At 28.0% G+C, this 13,498-nt stretch carries 13 protein-coding genes; all 13 read right to left on the bottom strand.

From position 1 onward, the window contains the following. Nucleotides 1–100: 100 nt before the first annotated feature. Nucleotides 101–559 (bottom strand): hypothetical protein, encoded by a 459-nt coding sequence (locus SCLAR_RS03055; protein WP_100254470.1) that lies wholly within the window; start codon nucleotides 557–559, stop codon nucleotides 101–103. A gap of 258 nt (nucleotides 560–817) precedes the next feature. Next, the gene (locus SCLAR_RS03050; protein WP_100254469.1) at nucleotides 818–1,030 is read right to left on the bottom strand and encodes a hypothetical protein; all 213 of its coding nucleotides are present in this window, start codon (nucleotides 1,028–1,030) and stop codon (nucleotides 818–820) included. Nucleotides 1,031–1,255: 225 nt separating this feature from the next. Next, nucleotides 1,256–1,813 (bottom strand): lipoprotein, encoded by a 558-nt coding sequence (locus SCLAR_RS03045; protein WP_100254468.1) that lies wholly within the window; start codon nucleotides 1,811–1,813, stop codon nucleotides 1,256–1,258. Nucleotides 1,814–1,832: 19 nt separating this feature from the next. Then, nucleotides 1,833–2,429, bottom strand: coding sequence for a lipoprotein (locus SCLAR_RS03040; RefSeq protein WP_100254467.1), 597 nt, complete (start codon nucleotides 2,427–2,429; stop codon nucleotides 1,833–1,835). Between the two features lie 197 nt (nucleotides 2,430–2,626). Beyond that, on the bottom strand, nucleotides 2,627–2,944 hold the full coding sequence (locus SCLAR_RS03035; protein ID WP_100254466.1) for a hypothetical protein: 318 nt from the start codon (nucleotides 2,942–2,944) through the stop codon (nucleotides 2,627–2,629). Beyond that, nucleotides 2,944–3,693, bottom strand: a complete 750-nt coding sequence (locus tag SCLAR_RS03030) for a polysaccharide deacetylase family protein (RefSeq protein WP_100254465.1) — start codon at nucleotides 3,691–3,693, stop codon at nucleotides 2,944–2,946. The genes SCLAR_RS03035 and SCLAR_RS03030 overlap by 1 nt, the downstream gene beginning before the upstream one ends. A gap of 148 nt (nucleotides 3,694–3,841) precedes the next feature. Next, the gene (locus tag SCLAR_RS03025) at nucleotides 3,842–4,225 is read right to left on the bottom strand and encodes a Rid family detoxifying hydrolase (RefSeq protein WP_100254464.1); all 384 of its coding nucleotides are present in this window, start codon (nucleotides 4,223–4,225) and stop codon (nucleotides 3,842–3,844) included. A gap of 11 nt (nucleotides 4,226–4,236) precedes the next feature. After that, the gene (locus tag SCLAR_RS03020) at nucleotides 4,237–5,421 is read right to left on the bottom strand and encodes a MalY/PatB family protein (protein WP_100254463.1); all 1,185 of its coding nucleotides are present in this window, start codon (nucleotides 5,419–5,421) and stop codon (nucleotides 4,237–4,239) included. Between the two features lie 20 nt (nucleotides 5,422–5,441). Continuing rightward, a complete protein-coding gene (locus SCLAR_RS03015) occupies nucleotides 5,442–7,535 on the bottom strand; it encodes a fructose-specific PTS transporter subunit EIIC (RefSeq protein WP_100254462.1) in 2,094 nt (697 codons plus the stop codon). A 100-nt stretch (nucleotides 7,536–7,635) separates the two neighbouring features. Next, entirely contained in the window at nucleotides 7,636–8,376 is a 741-nt protein-coding gene (locus tag SCLAR_RS03010; RefSeq protein ID WP_157795132.1) for a MurR/RpiR family transcriptional regulator, read from the bottom strand. Between the two features lie 228 nt (nucleotides 8,377–8,604). After that, a complete protein-coding gene (locus SCLAR_RS03005; protein ID WP_100254460.1) occupies nucleotides 8,605–10,314 on the bottom strand; it encodes a lipoprotein in 1,710 nt (569 codons plus the stop codon). Between the two features lie 97 nt (nucleotides 10,315–10,411). After that, nucleotides 10,412–11,542, bottom strand: a complete 1,131-nt coding sequence (locus SCLAR_RS03000) for an ABC transporter ATP-binding protein (protein ID WP_100254459.1) — start codon at nucleotides 11,540–11,542, stop codon at nucleotides 10,412–10,414. Nucleotides 11,543–11,556: 14 nt separating this feature from the next. Further along, a complete protein-coding gene (locus tag SCLAR_RS02995) occupies nucleotides 11,557–13,356 on the bottom strand; it encodes a hypothetical protein (RefSeq protein ID WP_100254458.1) in 1,800 nt (599 codons plus the stop codon). Nucleotides 13,357–13,498: the final 142 nt, after the last annotated feature.

The following is a 13,498-nucleotide window of genomic DNA, read 5'->3' as shown; positions in this document are numbered from 1 at the left end:
TGACGTTAATCATTATCGTCAAAACAAATTACCCCATTTGTTTCAACCATTTTCTTTTAAGTGTTTTTTTGTGGTAAATATTGGTTTCTAAATTAAATTTTTAAAGATTTTTGAATTCTTTTATTGCCTCTGCATATTCTTCTTTATAAAAATTTATAAATTTTTTTATATTAATTGACTCATTTAAACTAGTGTTTTTATAAGCAATATCAGATTGAATAATTTCATATAATTCATCTGGTTTTGAATCACTAAAGAAAATAGTAATTTTTTTCAAAAAAACCTTAGTTTCATTTGAAATTTCAATATTGTCTTCATTTGATGGATTTATTAGTCTTATATTAACTAGACCATTTTCTCAATTTAAAAAATCTGAAGTTGGTATTAACTCTTCTTCAAATACTAATAAATGAAAAATATTTGCTAGATACATAATTTTGTGTAGATAAAACTCACCTGAGTACACATCTTTACCATTAAAACCAATGATTTCTTTACTATTAAATAATTCAGTATTAAATTCCTTTAGATATTTGCCTACTAAAATTGAACTTTCCATAATTTGTTTCCCTCTTTCTTACAATACAATTATAGTTATTCTAAATATATTTCCCAAAATTTTTTTAATATTTTTTTCACTAGCAATGCCTTTCTCAAAATAATTTATAATCTCAGCTATATGTTAAAACAATGTATAAAAAAGATATGTTTATTAAAACATATCTTTAAATCATTTCCCCTAAGTTGTTCATTTTAATTGAACGAAGTTATAAGTTGAGAAAAGATTTGCTAAATTCATTTTCATAGCTTTTGTTTGTTATGCATGTATAACTTCGTTTTTATGTTTAATTTCTTCAAAAACTTCAATTAAAGCATCATAGACATGATCTAAAATTTTATCTTTAACATCTTGAAGTTGTGGCAGTAATGCAAACATTAATGTATTTACATCATCTTTACTTTGCAGTGAAATTGTCACACCATCAATTTCAACATAGACGACTTTACCAATTCGATAAACTTTACTCATATTGCCTCCTTAATCCATGGAAAAAATGATAATACCAAGGATAATTTTTATTATAGCACTACAAATAACACTTTCCTGACAAGTTGTTTTAATTTTGTAATAAATTTTTCAGATTTTTTTAACAATTTTGAAATTAACTACTTAAAAGTAAAACTTATCTTAAAATCACTTGCCTTGTAAAAGTTTTAAAAAATATAAAGCACTTAGAAAGTCACACCAATACTTTTAACTTTTCTGAAGTTTTTTTACTCTCATGTCAACAACAATTCTATAATCTGCTTCTAAAGTTGGGATTTGCTCAGTTTCTGTAGTATCAAATGTTTCATTTATACTTAGTGAAGTTTTTTCACCAGTTGGATCTATTGCACCAATACTTAAATGATTACTATATTCATCACTATATGCAACACTGTACAAAGAATAACTTCTAATAGTATAATTAAAAGCCAAGATATTATAAAAATCTTTTGAAACAATAAACCTATTTAAAGTTGCATAGATTCTGTCAACACCTTTAATTTGCCACCCAAAAGTTAAATATGAAATTTCAATTTTTGTTGATCAATCATTGTTGTATTCTTTTATGATTGTGTTTTTAATTCTGGGAATAATAGTTTCATTTCACATAAGCAAAATCATCTCGTTATACTGACTCCCACCACGTCTAGTTATTCAATCAGTTTCAACATTTATTTTCAATTCCTCTTTACTGCAAGCTGCAACACTTGCAGTGGTTGAAGTTATCAGAGTTGTTGCTCCAATAACACTTAATAATTTCTTCATAATACCCATTCTCCTGTTTTTAAATTTTTTTAACTTTCATATCAATAACAAGTTTACGATGTGCTCATCCACTCATAATTTGTTGGAATCTTGCTCTTTCACTAGATGGAATGTCATAACTATGACTTGAGTTATATTGTTTTCCATTTATATCTGGGTGAACAGCTTGCATTGTTAACACGTTTCTATTTCTTGTTTCATAACCATTATGTGATCCATCAACTATTATTGGAGATTCATACTCCTCACTATAAAATGAAAAATATGTAATAGTGTAGTCTAAAGTTAAGATATCAAAAAGTCCGTTACCAACATTTTTTTGTAAATCACTAGTTTTATAAACTTCACCATTTTCTTTAAATTCTCAAGCAAATGTTAAATAAGAAATGTAAATTTTTGTTCATCATTCATCTCCATACTCTCTCACAATTGCTTTTTTGATATTTGGAAAGGCAATTTTGTCTAATGCCAGTGCTGTAATATCAGAAACACTGTCTTTAGATATCCAACCTGAATCTACTTTTATGCTCATTTCACTTTTACTACAAGCTGCAACACTTGCAACAGTTGAAGTTATCAGAGTTGTTGCTCCAATAATGCTTAATAATTTTTTCATTGTTTTAATTTCCTTTTCTTTCATAAAGTTCATAATTTAATTAGTTATTTTATTTCTTCTGAATTAAAATAAGAACAACTTATTAAATACGTAATGTTCAAGACAATTATATAAAATATACTTGTCTATATCAAGTGTTATTAGCGAATTAGAAATTTTAAGTCAAAAAAAACTTGTCAAAAATTGACAAGAATGATTTAGGTTTTAAGTTGGAATCCAAAATTTTTTTGTGCATTTTTATCAAAAATTAGACAAATTGTCAATTGTAAGACACTAATGGTTAAAAATCCATAGCGAATTCAAGCAAATGTTCCTCATGAATATTTTCAAATAACAAAATCTATAAAATAAATTCCCAAGAACCAAATGCAGTTAAATACTAAAAATCCAATATAAAACCCTCAAAAGATTTTGTTTTCTCCTCTTTTTAAAACATTTAATAAATTAAAATATATAAAAAAACTAGCTGCAATATTTAAACAAATGAACTGAAAGATTTCTACTGTTGATCACATTAAAAAACTAACCTCCCATAATTTTGATAGCAATAATGACCAATTGTAAAATTAGCAGTATGATAACCCATTGTTTTTAAATAATCCATTCACTCTGGCAGTCATTCTTGAGCAAAATCTTTGCTGTGAGCAACTAAAATTTTCCCTGGTTGCAAATGGTTTTTATATTGTTTTATGATGTGTTCTTTACCACAAACAGCTCCATTATAATCACAACCTAAATAACCTCGAACAAAATAATTGACATTTAATTTTTTTTGTAAATAATCTAAGCCACTATAATATTGTAAATATGGCATTCTTACAAGAATATCTGCTGCCTGAATTTTCATTCCATGTTCTGCATAAATTTTTTGAATTAATTCATCGGTTCTAACAAATTCATCAACTGCTTTTTTAATGTTGAAATGATAATTTACATGAGTGAAAGAGTGATTACCTAGTGAATTACCAGTCATAATCATTCGATCAACTATGTTTTTAATTTTTACATCAGTTCAATATTTTTCATAATTTTTACCAATGCCAAAGAATATTGCTTTAGCATTATTTTGATCTAAAATATCTAAGATTTTTTCATCTTCAAAACCTGGCCCATCGTCAAAAGTTAACATTACAATCTTTTGATTGGTTTTAATGCGATTTACTTCATATTTTGTTTTAGGTGTAGCAAAGATAAAACTAACACAGCCCAATAAAACTACCATCAAAAAAATATTCAGTAAAAATTTACCTCTATTGATTTTCATTATTAATTCTCCATTTTATTTATAACTCTTATTTGCAATTTCTTTCATTGCAAATAAAGTATATCACAGTCCTTGATTTTAAAAATAGTTTTTAAATACTTCCATTACACAAAAATATCTGAATTAAAAAATACCCCTAAGGGTATTTTTATTTACTAGCAATTAATTCAATTTCAACCAAAGCTCCTAGTGGTAAATTGGCAACTTCAAAAGCACTTCGAGCCGGATTAACTTCTCCAAGAATTTCAGCATAAACCTGATTCATTGCAGTGAAGTTTTGAATATCACTTAAAAACACTGTGGTTTTACAAATATCTGTTAGCTCATAACCTGCAGTTTTGAGAATAGCTTTTGCATTCATCAGTGCTTGTTGAGTTTGTTCTACAATGCCCCTAGCAACAAATTTATTTGTCTTTGGGTCCACAGGTAATTGTCCTGAAACAAATAATAATTTACCACTTGCTTCAACTGCATGTGAATATGGTCCAATTGCTTTGGGTGCATTTTTACAAGTTATTTTTATATTTTTCATCTTTTTTTCCTTTACTTATTAAATATTTGTTTTAATCTGGTAATTAAATCTCTAACTAAACTTTCAGGAGATCCAATATTTATTCTAAATCAACCTGGAGTTGCTCCATAAAAATCAGTATCTCAATTAACAATAATATCATTGTCTTGCATCTGTTTTTTAATGGTTTTAACATCATAAATTTTGTCATCAAATTTAATTCAAACAAGATATGAAGCTTGTAGTTTCATAATTTCAACATTTTTTAAAGTTTGAAACTCTTTAACTAACAATTGATAATTTGCTCAAATGTAGGCTTTTAACTCAGTTAACCAATTAAGCACAATTTTTGATGTATATGCAGCTTTGATGGCTTCTGGATAAAAAACATTTGGTGAAGTAATTGAATTTGCTTCATAAATTTTATCAATTTTTTTTCTAATTTCTTCATTTTCTATAATCAAATATGATCCTTTTAACCCCCCAAGGTTAAAAGCTTTGTTTGGTGATGCACAAATTATAAAGTAATTGTTTTTGACTTTGAAATCTAGTAGAGAATAGAATTTTTGGTTTTCTAAAATTAAATCTGAGTGGACTTCATCAGAAACCAATAAAACTTGATGCTTTTCACAAATTTCTATTAATTTTTTAGCATCACTTTTACTTCAAACCACTCCACCTGGATTGTGAGGATTACATCAGAAAAATAGTTTAATCTTATCAGCTATGATTTTAGCTTCAAAATCTTGAAAATCCATTTTATAGGTTTGGTTTTCATAAATTAACTTATTTTCTACAACTACTCTATCATTGTTGTAAATACATCTCCCAAATGGTTCATAGATTGGGGTTTGAATCAAAACTCCCTCACCAATTTTTGTAAAAGCATTAACAATTTGGTGCATAGCATTAACTGTGCCATGGACTAATTTAATATTTTTGGTGGCAACTTGAAGTTGATGATAATTTTTGTACCAACTACTGATTGCTTGTAAAACATCTTCTCTAATGTAGGTGTAACTAAAAGTGCCATGATTTATTCTGTTTTGCAAAGCCTCCACAATTGGGGTTGGGGTTTTAAAATCAAGATCTGCAATTGATGAATCAATTGTGTTTTTGTTGTAATTAATCTTGAAAGTTGCCTCAATGTATTGTGGATTTCAACGGCGTTCATTAGTTTGGGAACGATTTAGCATTTTTTCAAAGTCAGTTTTCATTTTATCACCAAATTCTATTTTTATACTTTAACTTCTGTTACTTTTGCTTTTTCTTTTTTGAATTTAACATTAATAATTCCTAATGTAAAGACTTGAGCAAGAATTCTGCCCACTTTTGCTTCTGCTTTGGGATTTAAATGTAATAATTTTAAACCAACAATCATTCCAGTTGAAATAGCACAACCAATTAAAGCAATAACAATAAATAAGAGAATAGCAACTCCAACACTTAGAGCACCTGAAGTTGAAATTACTCCTGCTACTGTAATAAATCCCCCACCAGTAATGGTTGATCCAAGATTTAAAGCATAACTTAAAGCTCCACTGACTGCTCCTCCAACCATAAATGATGGAATTACTCTAAAAGGATCTGCCAGCATCATGGGAATACTTCCTTCAGTTATCCCCAGTGATGACATAATTCATGAAATTTTGCCAGCCTCTTGTTCCTCTTTGGTAATAATTTTTTTACACAAGATTGAAACGAGAGCTGTAGTTCAACCGGTTCCAATTCCGGCTGCTCAAAAGGCAGTGTAAGGTGCTAATAAACTTGCATTAACCACAGTGTTTCCATCAAAGGCTTGGGTAAAACTAGCAAATGAGAATGCCCAAGCTACTTTGTTGAAAGGTCCTCCCAAGTCAATTACACAAAGCATTCCGACAATCAAACCTACTAAAAATGAAACATTTGTAGTTTGAAGTTTAGTTAAACCATCAAAAATTAAACTAATTAATAATGCTAATGGTGTTCCAATTACAAATAAGATAATACACATTACAATTAGTGATCCAAAAACTGGATACACAAATCAAGTTAAAACTCCTTGAAATTTTTTAGATTTTACTCATTTTTTAGCAGCTAACATCAAGTACCCTGAAATAATCCCAGCAATTAAACCTCCTAAAAAACCTAATCCACCAACAATAGTGGTTTCAGTTCCATCAACCATTTTTGAATAACTTACAGCATTACAAGCAAGCCCGCTTAGAAAGCCTGGAAATAAACCTGGCTTGTCAGCCATTGCATAGGCAATGTAGCCAGCTAAAACTGGAGCTAATAAAATTGATAGTGCTCCACCTGAAACATCTGAAAGTTTATTTAATCAATTTGCATTTGTGGCAACTGTTTCTTGTCCAAAAATTTGATTAATGATAGTTATTAGAGCCACAATTGTGGTTCCAGCTACAATTATTGGAACAACATAACTAATTCCTGTTAAAATTGAATTTTTTAAAGTCTTAGTTTGTTTTCTAAAAGCTACTTTAAAATTAAATTTTTCTTTTTGGGTAGTCTTAGCAATTTCTTGAAATTGTTGATTTGCAACTTCTCGTTTAGCTGATAACAACTGTTTTCAAATTTTTGTCATGTCATGAATTGGTTCAGCCACTGAAGTTTTTACAATTGGAATCTCAGTAAACCTTTCCATTTCACCAGGGTTAATATCTGCAGCAACAAGTAAGACGTTTGCATTAACAATATCTTCACTTGTTAATTTGTCTTCAAAACCAGCCGCCCCTTGTTTTTCAACTTTTACTTTTCAATTTTTTGATTTAGCAAAGTCTTCAATTTTTTTAGCTGCCATGTAGGTGTGGGCAACCCCTGCCGGACAGCCTGTAATTGCAATCAAGTAACCCTCATAATTTTGAGTTGCTTGGGTTGCAACCTCAACAACACTCAGTGCCTCAATAATTTCTTGAGGGTCTGAACTAGTTTTTAAAATTTTTTTTACCTCAGCAGCAAGCAATCTTTGAGAAATATTACTCATCAAGGCTAAGTGTTCACTGTTCGAATTTTGTGGAATCATTAACGCAATTGCAACTTTGACTTTTGAATTGTCAAGTGTTCCTCACTCAATTTCTGAACCATACCTAACTATAAATATCATTGGTTTTTTAATTTCACTAATTTTTGCATGTGGTATGGCAAATCCAGATTCCAAACCTGTTGAAAATTCTGATTCCCTTTTCAAAAAGCCCTCAAATAAATTTTGAGATTTTTTGACAACTTTAAACTTTACACCAAGTTCTGCTAATTCTAGCAGAGCTTGATCTTTTGTTTGAGATTGTGAATCTAAGATAACACAATCTTTATTTAAAATATTTTGATCTATCATTTTGTCCTCCTTTAAATTACATTTAAAGGATAACAGTTCAAAATTTTCAATTGTTACTTTTAAACTATTCTAAAACATATTTCAAAACTGAAACCGATTTCTATAACTGGATCAACAACAAGTCTCACAATTGTTGTAGCAGCTGACTTCTAATTGAATAAAGGTTTCAAAAATTTGATTCTTTATTTTCTAAAAGTAAATGATTGTCAACATCATTTTCAAAACCAAGTCTATCTCCAATTACTGCAAAAGTCTGACATTTTCCTTTTGCTTTTTTTGCAAAATTTTGTAAGATATAGTTATTTCCACTAAGACTCACAAAGATTATGACGTCATCATTTTTGATGTGGTCAATATATCAATCAATTGTTGAAATATCTTGTTCTAAAAAAACTTTATAGTTTTTTACTCTGATTCTTTGTAAAAAGTTTTTTGAAGCAAAGTAGGCAACATTAAATGCAAAAATATAAATACTTCTATCACCTTCAAAGCATTGAAAGATTTGCTTATTGTTCTTTAAATTCGTAGATAAATTCAAAAAACCTTCAGTTCAAATCTCTAAATAGTTTCTTTCATTTTCATCTCAGTTTTCTCTAGCTGGGTAATTTGCTTTTGAATTTTTTACTATATATTTTAATTCATTAATTCCACTATAACCCAACAATGAACAAAATCTAATAATTGAAGCTGGACTTACATGACACTGCTTTGCAATTTCTTTGGTTTGACTTTGAGCTACAAAATCTAAATTATCTATAAAAAATGAAGCAATGGTTCATTTTATTGAATTTACTTCTTCTTCATTAATAGTCTTTATTAGTTTCTTTATTAAGTTTTCCATCTCTCGACTCCTTTTCATTAAAATACCAAAGTCACAGCAAATCATTAAGTATTTCAAATACATCTTTAAAAATATTATAGTTTAAATTAGGTTAATATTTTTGGTAAATGTAAACATTAAGTTTTATACCCTTAGTAGAATGATTTATGATTTAAATAAAGTTCAATAGCAACTAAAAAACCCAAAACTAAAAGTTTCAGGCTAAATAATTTAGTTATTAATAAATTTTTATTTCTCCAAAAGATATCTAGGAGTTGGTTTTGAACCTAAACCACTTCATTGTGTTGGTCTATAATCTTCATTTGAAGTAAAATCAATTGCAAACCTTACATCATCTAGAACAAATTCAATTCTTCATGATTTTATAAATGTTCATGTATTACCAGGAAATCCACTATAGTTAACACCAAAACCTTTATCATTTACAGATGCATATGGATTTCTATTACTGTTTATATGTATTACAAAGAAATTATTAAAGGCTGTGTTTTTAACGGCATCTCCAAAGAATTTATCTCTATCATCACCAATGATTTTAAATGGTTGGGCTGGGTTTTTACTAATTGCTGTTCAAACATCTTTTGCCATATTTGAATCTGTTGCATCAATTTTATATAAAGCATTTCTATCTTCTGTTGTTTTAAGATTTCAAGATGCTTGTCATGACTTAAATAATTTAGAAATTGCTAATCCGTAATTTTCAGTTGAATTATATAAGTAAAGTAAATTTATCTCATTTAAAGTCACTTCAACATCTGCTAATTTAACAGTAAACTCACCAAGTCCAATATGACCATAATCACTAAAATCAGTTTCATTAGAATTAAGATCAATACCTAAATTTCCTAAAATTCTAGTTTCTGCACTGGCTTTAAATGCAGTATAATCAAAGTTACTTGATAATTGCTCATTATATTCTTCTATTAATTGATCATCAGTTCTATCATTTTTGAAAAACATTGCATTTTCAACAAAACCATCTTTTGGAATTGCAGTTTTAATACTACTACTGCTATAAAGTCTATCGTAACTTACACTATCTGTAATATCTAAGTTTTCAACTGTTGACCCTGTTAAATCTGGCACCAACTGATTAATTTCATCACTAATTTTAGTTTTTAATTCTTTCTTATTTTCAGGTTTTAAAAAGTAATTACGAGCATTATTATTTTGAGCTACAAATTTAGCTTGTGCTTGAGTATCACCTTCAAAATCATCATCTGTTAATCTAAATAAATCTCCATATTTTTTATACATAGTTCTAGGTAAATCTTCTACAATTTTTTGGATACCATTAATAATTATTTCATTATCAGTAATACCAAAACTCAATGAATTATTTTGGAAATTCTCAGTTTCTTCTTTTCCATTAAACATAAATATGAATTCAAGTCCAAAGTCTATTGTTCCCTGATAAATGCTCCCATCATCACCATAACTTGTCATATTAAGATTCATTTCATCACCAATTATTGGTGTTGTTGTCTTAACAATCTTGTCAGTATCAATTCCTTCAAGTAAAAAACTATACTTGGCTTGCTCTGCAACTTGACTTTTTACCAATTCATTGATTTTTGAAAGTATTAATAAATTGTTTAAATCTGCTCTAATTGCATTAATATTATCAGGAGTTAAACTAATAACTTCATCATTTCCTTCATAAATATTACCTATGTTTTCAAAAGTAAAAAACTGAAGACCTTCATTTTCAGCACTAGTCTTGCTCAAAAATAAAGAATTAGCCTTTGAGCTGACACTTGCAGTAATTACTGACCTAACTTCTTGAATGAATTGAAGTTTCAAACGTTCTTGTTCAGCAGGATCAACAGGGTCTGGTAAAATTTCATCTGGAACTTCTTTAGGACCACAAGCAAGTACAGATGCAGTTGACGAAGCTGTTAAACCTAAGGTTGCTAAAATTTCTAATAATTTTTTCATATATTTTGTTCCTCTCACATATAACTATATTATATTAAATAAATATTCATAATACAACACAGTAATTCATTTTTTTTAAAAGTTTTATCATAAATAATTAAAGTTCAAATTTTCCTTCAAGTGCTTTATGAATTGATTCCATATTTACTGACAATTTAATAAGGTTTAAAATTGGAACCCCGTTCTTAATAAAGTACAAAAATACTCAATTTATTTCAACTAAATCATTTGTTGAAAAAACAATTGATTTTTCTTTTGGATCATACTTAAAAGTTTTCATGTTTTTTTCTTGTAAAAATTTTCTAAAATCTTCAACATTAAAGTCTTCTTGTAAAAATAACTTGTATTTATTGTAAAGATTTAATTCATTTTTATGACCTTCAAAGATTTTTTTTCCATTGTGTAAAACAATGTAATAATCTATTAAATCAATAATCTCATCAATATTGTGACTAGAGATTATTAGTGTTTTTTCATTTGCTTTAAAATATTTAAATAACTTATTGATTCTTGCCCTTCAAATTGAGTCTAAGTTTGCTCCTGGTTCATCAAGAATCATAATTTCTGGATTTTTTAAAAAACACAAAATCAAGTTAACCCTATTTTTCATTCCTCAAGAAAAATCACGAACATTTTTATCTTTATGTTCTCAAAGCTCAAAAAACTGTAGTCAAAACTTAATTGCCTCATTTTGAAACTCTTTTTTGATACCTGAATAAGTGCAATAATTTTTTAAATAATTTTCACATGAAAGTGTCTCTAAGCTAAAGTCCATTTGTTGGTAAACTCCAATTTTGGCATTGGCATGAAATGAATTTCACTTATGACGATTGAGACCTTCAACCCAAACATTACCATCAAAGCGCTTTATTGCCCCAGTAATAGTATTCAAAACCACAGTTTTCCCACTACCACTAGAACCCAATAAACCCACAAAATTTCCCTTGTTTATTTCAAAAGAAATTGGTCCAATAGCACTACTTTTAAAGCGTTTTTGAAAATCTTTAAAAACAATAACCGTATTTGGTTTTACTTTAAAATTTTTATCAACTTTAATTCTTCCAGGTTTAGCTACTTTAGTTTTAGTGGTTTTAACAACTTTTGCTTTTTTATTTATTTTTTCAGGTTTTTTTGGTTTTTCAGGTTTTTTTACTTGTTTATTTATATTTTTATATGGAGCATATTTATCTTCTTTTGGGCCATCAGGGTTTTTGTCATTAATTATCATTCTTAACCACCTCCTTAATTTAGATCCAAGCGATTAAACTTGTTAATTGACATTCCCAAGAAAAATAATAAAAATAGAGTTTGAATCAAAATGAAGACTCAAATTTGAGAAACTTCATTATAGGTATCATTTTTAATTACGTAATCTCTATTTAAAACAATTGAGTATCGCGGATAAGTCATAAAAATATTTTGTTGCTTTGTAAAGATAATATTTGAACGATTTTTATATTCAAATCAAATGTCTTCTGAAGACTCACTAGTAAAAGTTGTATAAATTGATTGAGTTGTAGCCACTGGGTTTAAAATATAGAGTAAATTATTTAATCTAACACTACTTTGGTAATCTATTCATCTTTGATCTGTGACAACCACTGGATTAATGTTTTCAACTGAAGTAATCAAATTGAAATCACTTGTTGATTCAATAAAGTAATTTTCCAAAATTCTAACTGCCAGGCGAACTGGGTTGAAAAGTTTTTGAGTGACTAACTCAGTTAATTCATCACTAGTTCTCAAAGCAAGTCCAGATTGACCATAAAAATAATTTTGGTATAAGTTAGTTAGATTTAATGTAGTTAAACCTCGTAAATTATTTGTCTCAAGGTTGTTGTTTTTAACATAGCTTTGCTCATCAGTACAATCTGAATTTGAGTCACAAGTATTTAAAACATTTTGAAAAACATCAAAAAGATCTCAATAGTTACTTTGAAATTCTAGTGTTGTTGAAAAGTTTGTTTGAATATCAATCACAAAATTATAAAATTCTCTTAAAATTTCCTTATATTCTGTTGCATTTTCAACCAAAACTTCAAGTGCTGATAAATCAATAATTTCATCAATGAAAATAATGTTTAAATCAACACTACTATTATTAGCCCAAGCAGTAGGTCATCCTTCAGCTCTTCTAGCTAACTCAAGATTTTGATATTGTAAATGGGTTGTTTGATCATTTGTCAAACCCAATTTTTCTCAAATTTCTGTTCTTTTTAGTACTGTTTCAGGTCTAGCAAAAGTGGTACCCTTTTTAAAATCTCCTTCTAAAAAGCTACTATTGATATAAGCTGATAAATTTGGATAGCGAATATTTTTGGCTTTGATGTTTTTTTGTAAATCAATCACATTTCTAATTCTCTCAACACTCATTGAGGTTTGGTCATAAAATGGAATAAAAATACTTGGATTTTTTTCATCATGAAACTTTTGGGGAATTGCAGAAACAAATTGGAAAGTTAAAATTAACACGGAAACCATCAAGGCAATATTTTTGTTAAAAAACAAAAAAGCAAAAGTTAAAAATGAAAATAATAATAAACCAATAAACAGACCATATAATGATAAAACAAAAGTGTTTTTAACTAATAAACTCGCAATTGTTTGATTGATAATTAATTCAGGAATTACAACAACAAAAAAGTTTACAACAATTATTGTAGTTAAATATAAAAAGCTACACAAAAAAAATGAGTAGATTATATTGCTACGGCTATTATTTGAAATTGCTAAATTCATAACAGTTCGGTCGTCAATTTTATTGCTTCATAAAATTTGACACAATCTTAAACATAAAATGAATATTAAAATTGAAACATAAAAAATGAAATAATAGTTAAAAATTATCACAACTTGTTCTTGACTCTTATAAAAAACCTGGAAAAGCAGTGAAAACATTAATGAAGTCACTATACAAATACTACTAGTAACTATTGTAGCTTTTTCAAAAAACAAAGTTCTCCAAACAAATCTAATTAACGAGGCAAATTTAACACGTTTTGTGATAATATTCTTATTAATAATTTCAGATTTCGCAAACATTATCTTCACCTTCCTGACATTTTCAAATCCTCATTAACCCGATTAGCATCTCCTAAGCCAATTTTTTCGCTTAATTTGATACTAATCTTTTTAAATAGTATCATATTAAGTCAGTTTTTTCAAGCAAAACCATCAATCTGAG

The organism is Spiroplasma clarkii (genome assembly GCF_002795265.1).
In the GTDB taxonomy this organism is placed as follows: domain Bacteria; phylum Bacillota_I; class Bacilli_A; order Mycoplasmatales; family Mycoplasmataceae; genus Spiroplasma_A; species Spiroplasma_A clarkii.
This window is presented reverse-complemented; position numbering and strand designations above follow the sequence as displayed.